At 47.4% G+C, this 16,614-nt stretch carries 11 protein-coding genes; 3 read left to right on the plus strand and 8 right to left on the minus strand.

Annotated features, from left to right (window positions below; translation table 11 throughout):
- Window positions 1–392 precede the first annotated feature (392 nt).
- The 3 genes from carA to B9J84_RS13215 all read left to right on the plus strand — a co-directional run bounded on the left by carA (window position 393) and on the right by B9J84_RS13215 (window position 5,800).
- The gene (gene carA / locus B9J84_RS13205) at window positions 393–1,532 is read left to right on the plus strand and encodes a glutamine-hydrolyzing carbamoyl-phosphate synthase small subunit (RefSeq protein WP_017047461.1); all 1,140 of its coding nucleotides are present in this window, start codon (window positions 393–395) and stop codon (window positions 1,530–1,532) included.
- Between the two features lie 16 nt (window positions 1,533–1,548).
- Window positions 1,549–4,779, plus strand: coding sequence for a carbamoyl-phosphate synthase large subunit (gene carB / locus B9J84_RS13210; RefSeq protein ID WP_017046523.1), 3,231 nt, complete (start codon window positions 1,549–1,551; stop codon window positions 4,777–4,779).
- A 241-nt stretch (window positions 4,780–5,020) separates the two neighbouring features.
- The gene (locus B9J84_RS13215) at window positions 5,021–5,800 is read left to right on the plus strand and encodes a TSUP family transporter (RefSeq protein ID WP_094124329.1); all 780 of its coding nucleotides are present in this window, start codon (window positions 5,021–5,023) and stop codon (window positions 5,798–5,800) included.
- Here the strand turns inward: B9J84_RS13215 and B9J84_RS13220 are convergent.
- The 8 genes from B9J84_RS13220 to gltB form a co-directional block, all read right to left on the minus strand.
- Window positions 5,724–6,596 (minus strand): LysR family transcriptional regulator, encoded by an 873-nt coding sequence (locus B9J84_RS13220; RefSeq protein WP_094124330.1) that lies wholly within the window; start codon window positions 6,594–6,596, stop codon window positions 5,724–5,726. The two genes, B9J84_RS13215 and B9J84_RS13220, sit on opposite strands and share 77 nt — an antisense overlap.
- Before the next feature lie 102 nt (window positions 6,597–6,698).
- Window positions 6,699–7,319: a TRIC cation channel family protein gene (locus tag B9J84_RS13225; RefSeq protein WP_013856095.1), complete on the minus strand. Its 621-nt coding sequence runs from the start codon at window positions 7,317–7,319 to the stop codon at window positions 6,699–6,701.
- A gap of 74 nt (window positions 7,320–7,393) precedes the next feature.
- The gene (gene btuF / locus B9J84_RS13230) at window positions 7,394–8,218 is read right to left on the minus strand and encodes a vitamin B12 ABC transporter substrate-binding protein BtuF (RefSeq protein WP_094124331.1); all 825 of its coding nucleotides are present in this window, start codon (window positions 8,216–8,218) and stop codon (window positions 7,394–7,396) included.
- Window positions 8,219–9,172, minus strand: coding sequence for a cobalamin biosynthesis family protein (locus B9J84_RS13235; RefSeq protein ID WP_094124332.1), 954 nt, complete (start codon window positions 9,170–9,172; stop codon window positions 8,219–8,221).
- 17 nt (window positions 9,173–9,189) lie between these two features.
- Entirely contained in the window at window positions 9,190–9,885 is a 696-nt protein-coding gene (mtnN, locus tag B9J84_RS13240; protein ID WP_094124333.1) for a 5'-methylthioadenosine/S-adenosylhomocysteine nucleosidase, read from the minus strand.
- 222 nt (window positions 9,886–10,107) lie between these two features.
- Window positions 10,108–10,533 carry a DUF1499 domain-containing protein gene (locus tag B9J84_RS13245; RefSeq protein ID WP_081244961.1) on the minus strand — a complete coding sequence of 142 codons (426 nt, stop codon included), beginning with the start codon at window positions 10,531–10,533 and terminating at the stop codon, window positions 10,108–10,110.
- Between the two features lie 140 nt (window positions 10,534–10,673).
- Entirely contained in the window at window positions 10,674–12,086 is a 1,413-nt protein-coding gene (locus B9J84_RS13250; protein ID WP_026029144.1) for an FAD-dependent oxidoreductase, read from the minus strand.
- 18 nt (window positions 12,087–12,104) lie between these two features.
- Entirely contained in the window at window positions 12,105–16,568 is a 4,464-nt protein-coding gene (gene gltB, locus B9J84_RS13255; RefSeq protein ID WP_094124334.1) for a glutamate synthase large subunit, read from the minus strand.
- Window positions 16,569–16,614 lie beyond the last annotated feature (46 nt).

The raw sequence follows: 16,614 nt of genomic DNA on the forward strand, positions 1-16,614 counted from the left end.
GACTTACTTTTGTTGTATTTTTAGTTGGTATTGCTTTCTTTTTGTTTTAGATCTCTGAAATTGCACTCATTCTCTGCTTGATTAACGTTTGCGTGATTTTGTTTATCGTTGATTGTTTAAAATGCATCAAAGAGTTTCAGTTTGCTGATTCTAATTCTCCATTCTCATTTTTTTACTCATCAAACCTATTTTTTTACTGTCTTAGGTTCGCTTTTTATCTCTAACGCTTTAAATGTTGCCTTAATTTATTATGAAATGTTGACAGTAATCATGGTGGTCATTAGAATACCGCCAATTTGTCTAAATCACCCTATGGCGCGACTCTATGGCCTTAAGGAAGACAAATTTGCAGTTTAATTTATATTTTTTGCATTTTTATTCTGGAGGTTGTCTTGAGTAAGTCAGCACTGTTAGTCCTAGAAGATGGGACGGTGTTCCACGGTGTATCCATTGGCGCTGATGGAATATCCGTTGGTGAAGTCGTCTTTAATACCTCGATGACGGGGTACCAAGAAATCCTCACTGATCCTTCCTATTCTCAACAAATCGTTACTCTTACTTACCCCCACATAGGCAATACCGGAACCAATTCCGAAGACGAAGAATCCTCTTCTATCCATGCACAAGGCCTTGTGATTCGCGATCTCCCTCTTATCGCTTCTAACTTCCGTAATGAACTTTCCCTTTCTGACTACCTTAAATCACAAAATATTGTGGGCATTGCCGATATCGACACGCGCAAGCTAACGCGCATTTTGCGTGAAAAAGGAGCTCAGAATGGCTGCATTATGGCAGGTGACCATTTAGATGAAGCATTGGCGTTGGTAAAAGCCAAAGAGTTCCCCGGTTTAAAAGGAATGGATCTTGCGAAAGAAGTTACAACAAAAGAAGCGTACCAATGGAAACAAGGTTCGTGGACGCTCGAAGGTGGACTTCCTGAAGCGAAAGATGACAGCGAGTTGCCCTATCACGTTGTTGCCTACGATTTCGGTGCAAAGCGCAATATCCTCCGTATGTTGGTTGACCGAGGATGCCGCCTAACTGTGGTACCAGCACAAACCTCGGCTGAAGAAGTTCTAGCGCTGAAGCCTGATGGTGTCTTTTTATCAAATGGCCCTGGCGACCCAGAACCATGTACTTATGCGATTGAAGCAACCAAAGTGTTCTTAGAGAAAGGACTGCCTATTTTTGGTATCTGTTTAGGACATCAAATTTTGGCATTGGCGTCTGGTGCAAAAACAGTAAAAATGAAATTTGGCCACCATGGCGCGAACCATCCAGTGAAAGATTTGGATCGTAATGTGGTGATGATTACGGCACAAAACCACGGTTTTGCTGCTGATGAAGCAACGCTGCCTATCACGCTTCGTGCAACGCACAAATCGCTATTTGATGGTTCACTACAAGGAATTCACCGCACCGATAAGCCAGCCTTTAGCTTTCAGGGACACCCTGAAGCGAGTCCTGGCCCGCACGATGCCGCCCCTTTGTTTGACCATTTTATTGAACTAATTAAAAAGCACACAGCGTAATTCGGAGTAGTAGACAATGCCAAAACGTACTGACATTAAAAGTATTCTAATTCTAGGTGCTGGCCCGATTGTAATCGGTCAGGCTTGTGAGTTTGACTACTCTGGCGCTCAAGCATGTAAAGCCCTGCGTGAAGAAGGTTACCGAGTGATTTTGGTCAACTCGAACCCTGCCACTATCATGACTGACCCAGAGATGGCCGATGCGACTTATATTGAGCCTATCCATTGGGAAGTAGTGCGTAAAATCATCGAAAAAGAGCGCCCAGACGCGGTATTACCGACCATGGGTGGCCAAACTGCATTGAACTGTGCACTTGAACTGGAAAAGCATGGTGTTCTGGCTGAGTTTGGCGTTGAGATGATTGGCGCAACGGCTGATGCGATTGATAAAGCGGAAGATCGTTCTCGCTTTGATAAAGCGATGAAGTCAATCGGCTTAGCTTGTCCTCGCGCTGATACGGCAAAAACTATGGAAGAAGCTTACCGCGTTCAAGAGATGGTGGGTTTCCCTTGCATTATTCGCCCTTCATTTACTATGGGTGGAACGGGCGGCGGTATCGCTTACAACAAAGAAGAGTTTGAAGAGATCTGCCGCCGTGGCCTTGATCTTTCGCCAACCAACGAGTTGTTGATTGATGAATCACTCATCGGTTGGAAAGAGTACGAAATGGAAGTGGTTCGCGATAAAGCGGACAACTGCATCATAGTCTGTGCGATTGAAAACTTTGACCCAATGGGTATTCACACGGGTGACTCGATCACGGTAGCTCCTGCGCAAACGCTAACTGACAAAGAATATCAGATCATGCGTAACGCATCGCTAGCCGTACTGCGTGAAATCGGTGTGGAAACGGGTGGTTCGAACGTACAGTTTGGTATCAACCCGAAAGATGGCCGCATGGTGATCATCGAGATGAACCCACGTGTTTCTCGCTCTTCGGCTCTTGCATCGAAAGCGACGGGCTTCCCTATTGCCAAAGTTGCAGCCAAATTGGCGGTAGGTTTCACACTTGATGAGTTAATGAACGACATTACTGGTGGTGCAACCCCAGCGTCGTTTGAGCCAACTATTGATTATGTTGTGACGAAAATCCCTCGCTTTAACTTCGAAAAATTTGCCGGTGCTAACGATCGCTTAACCACGCAAATGAAGTCGGTGGGCGAAGTGATGGCGATTGGTCGTAATCAACAAGAATCGCTGCAAAAAGCACTGCGTGGGCTGGAAATTGGCGTAAACGGCCTAGACGAAATGGTTGATTTAGACGCGCCAGATGCACTGACTAAAATTCGCCATGAGCTGAAAGAAGCGGGTGCTGAGCGTATTTGGTATATCGCAGATGCTTTCCGCGCTGGTTTGTCTGTGGATGGGGTCTTTAACCTGACTAACGTTGATCGCTGGTTCTTGGTACAAATCGAAGAACTGGTCAAAATGGAACAAGAAGTCAAAGCGGGCGGTTTTGCTGGCTTAAATGCGGATGTTCTACGCAAGATGAAGCGCAAAGGTTTTGCGGATGCGCGTCTCTCTTCACTGCTTGGCGTGGCTGAAAGTGAAATTCGTCGTATGCGTGACCAATATAATATTCATCCGGTTTACAAGCGTGTCGATACTTGTGCGGCGGAGTTTTCGTCTGATACGGCTTACATGTACTCCTCTTATGATGACGAATGTGAAGCACAACCGACCGATAGAGACAAAATCATGGTGCTCGGCGGTGGTCCAAACCGTATTGGTCAAGGTATCGAATTTGATTACTGTTGTGTTCATGCCTCACTCGCGCTACGCGAAGATGGTTATGAAACCATCATGGTTAACTGTAACCCTGAAACTGTTTCAACAGACTATGACACTTCCGATCGCCTCTATTTTGAACCAGTGACACTCGAAGATGTATTGGCGATTGTTCGTGTTGAAAAACCTAAAGGCGTCATCGTGCAATACGGTGGTCAAACACCACTGAAACTGGCTCGTGCACTTGAAGCTGCAGGAGTGCCTATCATTGGTACTAGCCCAGATGCGATTGACCGCGCCGAAGATCGTGAGCGTTTCCAACAAGCGGTTGATCGTTTAGGTCTGCTGCAGCCAGAAAACGCAACAGTGACCACAATGGAACAGGCGATTGAAAAATCGAAAGACATCGGCTTCCCGCTGGTGGTACGCCCGTCTTACGTTCTTGGTGGCCGCGCGATGGAAATCGTCTATGACGAACAAGATCTGCGTCGTTACTTTAACGAAGCGGTCAGTGTGTCTAACGAATCCCCAGTACTGCTTGATCGCTTCCTCGATGATGCAATTGAAGTCGATATCGATGCGATTTGTGATGGTGAGCGTGTCGTCATTGGTGGCATCATGGAGCACATCGAACAAGCGGGTGTTCACTCTGGTGACTCAGCTTGCTCTCTACCGGCTTATACGTTAAGCCAAGAAATCCAAGATGTGATGCGTGAACAAGTTGAGAAGCTGGCGTTTGAATTGGGCGTTCGTGGTTTGATGAACACGCAGTTTGCGGTTAAAGATAATCAAGTTTACCTGATTGAAGTTAACCCTCGTGCCGCTCGTACTGTACCGTTTGTGTCAAAAGCAACGGGCGCACCGCTTGCCAAAATTGCCGCGCGCGTGATGGCAGGGCAGTCTCTAGAGTCACAAGGCTTTACTAAAGAGATCATTCCTCCTTACTACTCAGTGAAAGAAGTGGTTCTGCCATTTAATAAATTCCCTGGTGTTGACCCACTGCTTGGCCCTGAAATGCGTTCAACGGGTGAAGTGATGGGTGTGGGTGCAACGTTTGCTGAAGCTTATGCAAAAGCGGAATTAGGTTGCGGTAATGTTTATCCTGAAGGCGGCCGAGCTCTGCTCTCTGTACGTGAAGGTGATAAACAGCGTGTGGTTGATTTAGCGTCGAAACTGGTGAAATTAGGTTATCAGCTTGATGCTACCCACGGTACAGCTGTAATTTTAGGTGAAGCCGGTATTAACCCACGTTTGGTGAATAAAGTGCATGAAGGTCGCCCTCATATTCTTGACCGTATTAAGAATAATGAATACACCTACATCATTAATACAGCCGAGGGGCGTCAAGCGATTGAAGATTCTAAAGTTCTTCGTCGTGGAGCATTAGCACAAAAAGTCAACTACACCACAACACTGAATGCTGCCTTTGCAACCTGTATGTCTCATACGGCCGATGCGAAGTCATCAGTTACGTCAGTGCAAGAGTTACACGCGCAAGTGAAAGCACACTTAGCATAAGCGTTAAAAAATAATAAATCAGTAGGTCTAAGACCTACATGACAACCTCATTGCCCGCTGAATTAAGCGGGCTTTTTTTTCGGCCGAATTGAATCGTTTTACCAATGAAGAAGAGATTTGGCTTAGAGGATAGCTTTTTAATTGATGAAAAATGGGAATGGGTTGTTGTCTTGGCTTTCGCTATTTTCACCTTTTAAGTGGTGTTATTGTTGGTTTTTATTGTTCAATGCGTTGATAAGAAATGGAACTTTCACTGGAAGTATTAGGCCTGTTGTTTTTGGTTGCAGGGATTGCAGGGTTCATTGATGCGATGGCTGGCGGTGGCGGTTTGCTTACTTTGCCGGCTTTGCTGGCAGTAGGCGTGCCACCGACTCAAGCGCTGGCTACCAATAAGCTGCAAAGCTCATTTGGCAGTTTCTCCGCCACTTGGTATTTTGTACGCAATGGCATTGTAAACCTAAAAGAGATGAAGTTGGCGATAGCTTGTACTTTTATCGGCGCTGCGTGTGGGGCTGAACTTGTGCAGCATATGGATGCCAGTTTGTTGACCAGCTTAATCCCGCTGTTGCTGATCGGTATTTCACTCTATTTTCTACTTGCACCCGCGACGAAAACCCACAATGGGCCTGCTCCATTGTCTGAAACGGCTTTTGCTTTTACGGTCGGTTTTGGTATCGGTTTTTATGATGGTTTTTTCGGTCCGGGCACCGGGGCTATTTTTACGGTCTGTTTTGTCGTGTTAGGTCATTTTTCGTTGATTGAAGCGACTGCAAGAACCAAGGTTCTCAACTTCACTTCAAACATTGCTGCGCTGCTTTTTTTTGTTATTGCTGGCTTGCCGATTTGGAAGATAGGGCTGGTGATGGCCGTTGGTGGTTTTTTAGGGGCGAGAATGGGCGCAAAGATAGTGGTAACTAAAGGGCAGAAATGGATCCGCCCATTAGTTATTGTGATGTCGATGTTAATGGCAATAAAACTTCTTTGGCAACAGCATCAGCAATGGTTGTTATCAATCTTTTGACCCTTGGCGAGCGATAACTATTGCTGCGCAGACAGAGATGAACAGGTCGAACTAAAGATTGCAGTTCATCAAAATCAAAGTAATAGCGAGGTTCAATGTTCAGCGCTTTAATCACTGAAAGTGGTACTAAAGCAGGCGTCATGCCTCCTAATGCCAATTGCGCTGCGGCCGTATACGAATCCATTTCCATCTGCGGCGTGATGGCGAGTTTCGCCAATATATCGACTTGATAGGCGTTCGCTGGGTTGGATAAATCATTGGTAACGAGCTGTTTAGGTAACGAAGATAAGGGTGTTTGGCTGACAATGTAAAAGGGTTCATCTACCAGATGAAACGTCATTAGCCCATGATTGGCGGGTAAGTAGCCTGCGCAAAATCCTAATGTCGCTTTGCCTGATTGAACGTGCTGAACAATCCTCGGCGTATGGTTCGTGGTGATGGTGATGAACTTATCGTGCTTGAGGTACTGCCCCATGGTGGTATTAATATAGCCAGCGACTAACGTTTCTGAGCAGTCTATCCTGATCAGTGTGGCATCCGTAAAAGATTGCTGATCGAAAATTAAACCGCATAACTCACTAAAGCTTGGGCCAATAGTTTCAACCAAGGCCTGTGCATCTGTGGTTAATTTAATCTGTCGGCCATCAGGCTCAATCAGCTTTTTACCGACTCTTTTTTCTAAATTAGCAATCCGCTTACTAACGGCGGACTGGCTAATGTAGAGTAGGCTGCCCGTACGCCCCATGGTTTTTTCTTTGCTCAGTACCAGCAAAGTTTCGATACCTTCTAGCAACATAATTAATGACGATGAGGAATAGATTGGCTCATCTTATCGCAAAGTGACCATAACCCATAGCGTCTGTACATGTTACTGTTTGTGGTTTTGATGAGATCGGCTTTATTTATTCAGTGCAAAAGTGGGCAGTGATAAGTGCCAGCGGATCGCGCCAAGTCGAATGATTAAGGTTGAGGCGACTCCGGCCAGAAAGGCGCTTGAGCTATCGTAGCCCATCGCTAGTGCTGTGGTATGAAACAGACCGCCGATGATACAAGCTGTAGCATAGACTTCGCTGCGTAGCACCATTGGAATTTCACGGGCCAGTACATCACGAATAATACCGCCGCCACAGCCCGTGATAACGCCCATGATTACCGCAACCATGGCCGAGTCTTGATAGTTCATCGCCTTTTCAACACCAATGCCAACAAACACCGCTAAACCGATTGCATCACAAACGGGTAAGATCCACCAAGCAACGCGTTTAGGCCTGCGAACCAGCAGCATGGTGAGTAAACAAGTGATGAAAATGACCCAAAGATAAGTGGTGTCTTTTATCCAGAAGACTGGCGTCGCACCCAATGCCATATCACGAATTGTTCCACCGCCAATTGCAGTAACGCTCGCAAGCACGACCACGCCAAACGGGTCCATTTTTAATCGACCAGCTAATAATACGCCAGAAATGGCAAAGATAGCCGTACCAAATAAGTCAATAAGATAGAGCAGCATGGAGTCCATGTTACTGGGTTCTCTTTAGTCGTTAATGGAACAAAATTCGGGCAGGAATTGTACGAGATTTTATTACGCAAGCGTTAGCGTTTTTGGCGAACGACGGAAAAGTACTCACACACTTCTTCTATCGCTTGCAGTGTTCTGGGCGTTGGTCGATTTAACCAATCTGAGGTCAGTGCCCACACAAACCCGTTTTGTACAGCGGGTAGTTGCTGTTGCCACTTTTGCCACATCGTGCCATTTTTTATCGCATGTTCAGAGGTGAAAATTACATCAGGTTTAGCCAGCAGCACTTGCTCAATCCCAACTTGAGGGTAGGGGGATGCGCTGTTGGCAAAAATATTTTCGCCGCCACAAAATTCAAAGACCTCACTAGGCCAACTGCCTTTGGCCAGCGTGATGATCGGTTTTTCACTGAGTTGATAGAAATAACGAACTTTACTTTGGCTGCCATAACTCTGTTTCAGAGTGATGAGTGATTGACGAAAATCACGCGCCGCTTGTTGGCCGATATTTGGATCATCGGCAAATTGGCTAAGTGCTTCAATATTATTGGCAATGTCATCGAGTTTTTGAGTTTTTGTCGTATAAATCCTCAGCCCTAACTGCTTTAATTTATCGAGCTCCTTCGCCGGATTGCCCGCAGGCCAAGCGATCACTAAATCCGGTTTTAGGGTAAGAATGCGCTCTATATTCAACCCTTGGTAATTGGCCACTTTTTCGAGTTTGAGTGCTTGTGCTGGGTAGTCACTGTACTCGCTGACGGCCACCAATTTATCACCAAGGCCAGCCGAAAAGGCCAATTCCGTGGCATGAGGCGCTAAGCTAATGATGCGTTTAACTTGCGCTTGAACTGGAAAAGCCACGCACAGCGTGACGACAACGTTGAGAAACAGTAAACGCATCTAAAATCCTTGATGGACGAGCAGCAGTATCACGCTCTCTAATGCTATCCACGCGAAAATACGCCAAGCTAACAGTTTTTGGATTTGCGCAAGGTGGAAGGCTGATGGGGCGATACGTCCGCCTATTTTTACGCGCAGGGCTTTTTTATCACCGTAGATAGCTGGGCCACCTAAGGCCAGTGATAGTTTATTGCCGACGGCGGTTAACAGCCATGCAGGCCCCGGGAGTGGCCATAAGCGGCTTTGTTGTAACATGGCTGAGAAGGTGTTTGATGCGTTGCGACCAATGATAATCAATAGGCTAAATAGGCGCAGTGGCACAAAGTCAAGCACAGCCAGCAAGCGTACCGATGGAATACCAAAAGGATGAAACGCCGCTCGCGAAGGCGCCCAAGCTCTGGCGAGTTCAGCGATGAGACGGTACATCAACGCGCCAATATCGCCAAGACAGGCGTACCAAAACAGCACCGCGATCACGTTGCGCCCATAGCCAATAATGACGGTTTCAGCGCCCGCCTTACCTAACCCCAGCGCTGACAAGCTATCGGTTTCACGATTCACAAAAGGGGCAAGTACGCTGCGAGCGTATTTTTTGTCTTCTTTGCTGAGTGCACCGATAAGCTGATTGGCTAATAATTCTTGGCTACGCCAATCAAATGCGAGTAATAGTAGCGCTAAATCAAATAGTTGAGGTTGCCATACCAAAGGTTTTAACGCGACTAAGGTGACCCATGCGGGTAGGCACATCAATAGCCAAGCCAGTGTGCCGGAAAGTAGGCTTTGTGAATAACTGCTACTGGTATTGACTTTATCCGCTAATATTTCCGCAAATTTTCGCCACAAAGTGACGGGATGAGCGTTACGCGGGATGGGTAAAATAAGATGAAAGGCAACCGCTCCCCACATAACGAGGAGCGTACCGTTGGCATACAAGTAGGTGATTAACTCGTCCATGTTGAGTCTGTCACTGCTTACTTAAGCAGTTCGACCATCTTAATCACCATTTCTGATGAGCTTTGTGCGGCAAGCGGTAAAAATTCATCAAAGGACATCGGAGACGCTTTATCGGCTACATCTGAAATGGCGCGAACGACCACAAAAGGCACTTTGAATTGGTGGCAAGTTTGTGCAATTGCTGAAGCTTCCATCTCAACCGCAATCACGGTTGGGAAGTGTTGGCGAATAAAGCTTTGACGCTCAGCGGTACAAACGAAAGCATCCCCGGTACAAATCAGGCCGCGTACCGCGTGCTTCTCTTTGATGTGTGTGAGTGCTTGTTCTGCAACGCGGATCAATGCATCATCCGCTTTGAAAGCGGCTGGTTGACCTGCCATTTGCCCCATTTCATAGCCAAATGCTGTTACATCGGCATCATGGTGACGAACTTCGCTTGAAATGACTACATCACCCATGGTTAAGCTTGAATCAAAACCACCTGCAGAACCGGTGTTAATCACTACATCTGGTTGGTATTCATTAAGTAAAAGAGTGGTGCCAATGGCTGCGGCGACTTTACCAATGCCAGATTGTAGCAGCACCACATCCACCCCATGGATTTGACCTGAAAAATAGGTGCAGCCCGCTTTGCTGACTTCTTGAACATTGTCGATTGCGTCTTTTAATATCGCGACTTCTTGCTCCATCGCGCCAATAATGCCGATTTTCATGAGGTTTCTCTTATTCGGTTAATAGTAAATATCTGGTGAATATACCCTTCCTACTTGAAGCCGCAGCGGTGTTGGCTACGTTCGTTCACCCCAATCACATAGTTTGCCTATGCTCATGGGGACTCACTCACTTGCCGCCTACCTGCAACTCCAAGTTGTTTGGGTATAGCTAAATTGGCCGAAGTTTAGCACGAAACTTTCCGCCAGTGCGATATTGAGCAACTATTCAATCAAGCCTGCTTTGGTGAGGTTTTCTCGCAGTGTTTCTGCTCGCTTACGATTGACGCCCATATCTGAATAACCAATGCGCGATTCAGATCGTACGATTAAACGGCCGTTCTCTATCTTAAGTTCAAGATCATCCACAAATCGCCAAATACGACTGGTGCATTCAATGCGGAGATAATTGTCCTCTTTCACCGCCGTTTTAGAGCGAGGAATAGAAAGCGCAACCGCTTCAATTTTATCTAAAGAGACGCCTGTTTTGAGGATAAAGGGAGAGAGCGAGAACGCGTTACGCTCATCTTGAGTTGAAACGCAATTCGGTTTATTTCCGCAAGGGGTCGCAGTGCGATCGGTCATAGTTGTCACTCCTTGGCTGCAAGCGGTTAGTGTGGCAAACATCAGTAAACTTAGTACTACGCGCATGATAGTCCTTATCAAATGAATCCTCATTACCAATCGCCAAAATACAAGCAAGCTGCAGTGTCGATGGTTGAAGGAAAATGGCCTAAGAAAAAAGGATTCACGTTACCATGAATCCTTCAAGGATATTAAGCAGTTAAGGCTTAAAGGCCTAAGTAGTCAAGTATTCCTTCTGCGGCTTTGCGCCCTTCGTCAATGGCCGTGACGACCAGATCGGAGCCGCGCACGGCATCCCCACCAGCAAAAATTTTTTCATTACTGGTTTGGTACTGGAACGATTGCTGCGACGCGGCCTTAATGCGTCCCCATTGATCAAGTTCAACGCCGAATGGCTCAAGCCATGGCATGGCATGTGGCTGAAAACCAAACGCCATAATGACGGCATCGGCTGCCAACACATGTTCGCTACCCGCAACGGGCTCGGGCTTGCGACGCCCAGCAGTGTCAGGCTCCCCTAAAGCGGTTTGCACCACTTTAACGCCACTCACTTGGCCTTGTTCATTGACCTCAATGGCGAGCGGTTGCAGGTTGAACATAAATTCTACGCCTTCTTCTTTGGCATTTTTCACTTCTCGGCGTGAACCCGGCATGTTCTCTTCATCGCGTCGGTAGGCACAAATCACTTTGGCGGCATGTTGGCGAATGGAAGTACGCACGCAATCCATCGCAGTGTCTCCGCCTCCAAGTACCACGACTTTTTTGCCCGCCATATCAATAAATGGTTGGGGCGATTCCAAACCCATCACTTTATAAGTATTTGATACTAAGAAGGGTAGAGCATCGTAAACACCGTTTGCCTCTTCATTTTCTAGCCCTGCGCGCATGTTTTGGTAAGTCCCTACACCGAGAAAAACCGCATCATATTCATTAAGCAGCGTTTGCAGTGTGATGTCTTTACCTACTTCGATGTTGAGCTGAAATTCGACGCCCATCTCACTGAAAATGCGGCGGCGGTTTTCCATTACGCCTTTTTCAAGTTTGAAAGAGGGAATACCAAAGGTTAGCAAACCACCAATTTCAGGATAGCGATCAAACACCACAGGCTTCACCCCGTTGCGCACTAAAATATCGGCTGCGGCTAGGCCTGCTGGGCCTGCACCAATGATCGCTACTTTCTTATCCGTCCACTCCACGTGCGACATGTCTGGTTTCCAGCCCATCTCAAACGCTTTGTCGTTAATGTATTTTTCGATGTTACCTATGGTGACCGCACCAAAGTCATTGTTTAGGGTACAAGAACCTTCACAGAGGCGATCTTGTGGGCAGACTCGCCCACATACTTCAGGCAAGCTGTTGGTTTGGTGCGATAGCTCAGCGGCTTCAATAATGCGCCCTTCGTTGGCCAGTTTTAGCCATTGCGGAATGTAGTTGTGCACTGGGCATTTCCATTCGCAGTAAGGGTTGCCGCAATCTAAGCAGCGATCCGCTTGAGCGGTCGCTTGCTGTTTGGTAAAGGGTTCGTAGATTTCGACGAACTCGATTTTGCGAATAGTGAGCGGCTTTTTTGCCGGATCAACTCGATTCACATCAATAAATTGGTATACGTTCTGGCTCATTAATCTGGCTCCTTCCAATTATTGCGCTTGAACGCGAAGTTCGGCGGCACTGCGGCTTTGATGGCCGAGTAGGGTTTGCAGATCCGCCGCTTGGGGTTTGATGAGATAGAACTTTGGAATCCATTCATCAAAGTTCGCTAAGATCTGTTCAGCATGCACCGACCCAGTCTCTTCCAAATGCTCGGCAATTAAACCACGTAAATGTTCTTGGTGAATGTAGAGATCTTGCAATGAAATAGCCTCTACTGATTCACTGTTGACTCGACCTTGGAAATCACCGTTTTCATCCATCACGTAAGCAAAGCCACCCGTCATACCCGCGCCAAAGTTAACGCCTGTTGCGCCCAAAATGGCGACGATTCCGCCTGTCATGTATTCGCAAGCGTTATCACCAGCGCCTTCGATAACTGTGATAGTGCCAGAGTTACGCACACCAAAACGCTCTCCCGCTTTGCCAGCCGCAAACAGCTTGCCGCCCGTTGCACCATATAAACAGGTGTTGCCGATGATCGTAGCGTCGTTGCAGTTAAAAGCGGTACCAAGGTGGGGTCTGATGACCAGCTTTCCACCTGCCATCCCTTTACCAACATAGTCATTGGCATCACCAGTAAGGTAAAGCTCAACACCACCCGCGTTCCATACACCAAATGACTGACCTGCTGTGCCATCGAGATAAATTTTAATCGGCGAGGCGGCTACGCCTTGATTACCATAACGTTTGGCGATTTCACCAGATAGGCGAGCACCGAGCGAGCGGTCAGTATTTTGTACGTTGTAATACAAGCTGATCGATTGTTGTGCTTCAACTGCCGCTAAAGCGTCATCGACAAATTGTTGGTTAAGTTGTCCTTTATCAAACGGTGTATTGGGTTGAGTCCAGTAAAGCGGATGACCCTGAGCGGATACTGGCGCTTCCAATAAACCGGATAAGTCCAATTTGCTTTGCTTGGCGGTCATCCCTTCAAGTACTTCTAGTAAATCGGTGCGGCCAATCAGATCGGTGAGTTTTTCAACGCCCAACTGCGCCAAGTAACCACGGACCTCGTCGGCAAGACCGATGAAATAGTTCATCACCATCTCAGGTAAGCCTTTGAAATACTCTTTACGCAGCGTTTCATCTTGCGTTGCTACGCCTGTCGCACAGTTATTAAGGTGGCAAATCCGTAAGAATTTACAGCCCATCGCGACCATAGGAGCTGTGCCAAAACCGAAGCTTTCGGCACCTAAAATCGCGCCTTTAATCACGTCCAGTCCTGTTTTTAGACCACCGTCAACTTGAAGTCGAATTTTGTGGCGCAGGCCGTTTGCGACTAACGCTTGTTGGGTTTCAGCAAGGCCGAGTTCCCAAGGGCTACCAGCGTATTTTACCGAGGTGAGTGGGCTAGCCGCTGTACCGCCGTCATAACCAGAAATAGTGATAAGATCGGCGTAGGCTTTGGCAACGCCAGTGGCAATGGTGCCAACGCCCGGCTCTGAAACTAATTTGACCGAAACCAAAGCTTTTGGGTTAACTTGTTTGAGATCGAAAATCAGCTGGGCTAAATCTTCAATCGAATAAATATCGTGGTGCGGCGGTGGTGAAATTAAGGTCACGCCTTGCACTGAATAGCGCAATTTGGCAATTTCCGCGGTCACTTTATGGCCGGGAAGTTGGCCGCCTTCACCTGGCTTCGCTCCTTGCGCCACTTTAATTTGCAGTACGTCAGCATTGGTGAGGTAATGCGGAGTCACGCCAAAACGCCCTGATGCGACCTGCTTAATACGGGAGTTACGTTCAGTGCCAAAACGGCGTGGATCTTCTCCACCTTCACCAGAGTTGGAGTAGCCACCTAAGCGGTTCATTGCGGTCGCTAACGCTTCATGGGCTTCTGGGCTTAAGGCGCCAATCGACATCGCCGCAGAATCAAAACGTTTAAATAGCTCCGTACTGGGTTCAATTTTTTCCAGTGGTAGCGGTGTCGCTGATTTTTTTAAGCGCAGCAAATCGCGCAACATCGCGACGGGGCGTGCGTTGACCTGCTGGGCAAAGCTTTGGTAATCGGCGCTTTCACCTGATTTAACTGCGGCTTGTAAGGTACCAACCACATCTGGGTTATAGGCATGGTATTCACCACCATGCACGTATTTTAATAAGCCACCTTGTTCGAGCGTTTTACGTTTGGTCCACGCTTTGCGCGCTAAATTAAATAGATCTTGTTGGAAGTCTTCGAAGTTAGCACCTTGAATGCGCGTGGTGACGCCTTTAAAACACAACTGAACTACGTCGCTATGTAGGCCAACCGCTTCAAACAGCTGCGAGCAGCGATAAGAGGCAACGGTTGAAATGCCCATTTTCGACATGATTTTCAATAAACCTTTGTCGATACCGTAGCGGTAGTTTTGCATCACCTCGCGATAGCTTTTTTCCAACGTGCCATCATCAATCATTTTGCCGAGCGTTTCGTAGGCCAAGTAAGGGTAGACGGCGGTTGCGCCAAAGCCGATTAAGACTGCAAATTGATGAGGGTCACGTGCGGTGGCGGTTTCGATAATGATGTTTGCATCGCAGCGTAAGTTGGCTTCGACTAAGCGAGTGTGTACTGCGCCCACGGCCATTGCCGCTGGGATCGGCAGTTTATCCTTATGCAAAGCGCGGTCAGACAATACGATCAATACCGATCCTTGGCGTACAGCCTCCTCTGCTTGTTGGCAAAGTTCGAGCAAAGCTTGCTTGAGATCCTTATGCTGTGGATCGTAATTGATGTCTAAAATGGTATTGCGATAGTGTTTGTCGCTGAGCTCCAATAGCTGTTGCATGTCGGAATAGAGCAAGATAGGTGAATCAAAGGTAACACGATAAGCGTGACCATCGGTTTCACAGAACACGTTCATCTCTTGGCCGATGCTGGTGGCCAGTGACATCACGTGCTTTTCACGTAGTGGATCGATAGGCGGGTTCGTAACTTGGGCAAATTTTTGGCGGAAATAATCGGTAACCAAGCGCTCTTTCGAAGAGAGCACCGCCATCGGCGTATCATCACCCATTGATCCCACCGCTTCTTGGCCTACATCTCCCAGTACGCGCAGTACTTGATCAATCTCTTCGTTGCTCATTGCAAACTGTTTTTGATAGGTTTTCAGCTCGTCATTGTCAAAGCTGCGCTCGCCCACCAAATCGTCACTGAGTTCAGAAAATGGCGTTAATCGGTGGACGTTATTTTTCATCCACTCGCCATAAGGGTGGCGGCTTTTGAGATCGTTATCAATTTCACTAGATTGCCACAATTTCCCATGACGGGTGTCGATCACCAGCAGTTCACCGGGCCCAACGCGGCCTTTTTCAGCCACTTCATCGGGCGCGTAATCCCAAATTCCGACTTCAGAGGCGAGGGTGATGAGTTTATCTTTGGTGATCACATAACGCGCAGGGCGAAGGCCATTGCGATCAAGGTTACAAGCAGCATAACGGCCATCCGATAACACAATGCCAGCTGGGCCATCCCATGGCTCCATGTGTTTTGAGTTAAAGTCGTAAAAGGCACGAAGGTCTGGGTCCATATCAGGGTGATTTTGCCACGCCGGCGGCACTAACATACGCATGGCACGGAAAATATCCATTCCCCCCGCTAAAAACAGATCGAGCATGTTGTCTAAGCTTGATGAATCGGAACCTGTTTCATTGACAAATGGCGCGGCGGTTTGCAGATCCGGTAGTAGGGGAGAGGCAAATTTGTAAGCCCGTGCTCGCGCCCATTGACGGTTCCCTTCGATAGTATTGATTTCACCATTGTGCGCTAAGTAGCGGAACGGCTGTGCTAGTGGCCAACGTGGCTGAGTATTGGTTGAAAAGCGCTGGTGGAACAAGCAAATGGCTGATTCCATCCGTAGATCAGCTAGGTCAAGATAAAAGCGCGGTAGGTCTGCAGGCATGCACAAGCCTTTGTAAACAATGACTTGAGTCGATAGTGAGCAAATATAGAAATCACGATCTTCGGTGATCTGTTTTTCAATGCGACGGCGAGCAATGTAAAGGCGTCGTTCAATGTCTCGTTCACGCCAACCCGCTGGAGCACTAATAAAGACTTGTTGAATATCAGGCACGGATTCGGCAGCAATAGGGCCAAGTACAGCTTGGTTCGTTGGTACGGTTCGCCAACCTGTCACTGTGAGTGTTTCTTGCGCCAGTTCTTTGTTGATAATATCGCGCGCTGATTGCGCTTTGACCGGATCTTGGCTGAAGAAAATCATACCAATCGCATACTGTTTGGCGAGCTTCCAACCTTTTTCTTCAGCGATGAGTCGTAGGTAACTATCTGGTTTTTGTAGTAATAGACCACAGCCATCACCGGTTTTACCATCGGCTGCGATGCCGCCACGGTGGGTCATGCGATCTAATGCTGAAATCGCGGTTCTGACTAATTTATGGCTGGTTTGGCCTTCCATGTGGGCGATCAAACCAAATCCACAGTTGTCTTTCTCTAAACTTGGATCATATAGAGCCATTGCAATTCTCCCTTTGCTTCTCTGTCATCCAGACAGTAAATGACTA

The sequence above is a fragment of the Vibrio sp. V03_P4A6T147 genome, assembly GCF_002241085.1.
In the GTDB taxonomy this organism is placed as follows: Bacteria; Pseudomonadota; Gammaproteobacteria; order Enterobacterales; family Vibrionaceae; genus Vibrio; species Vibrio anguillarum.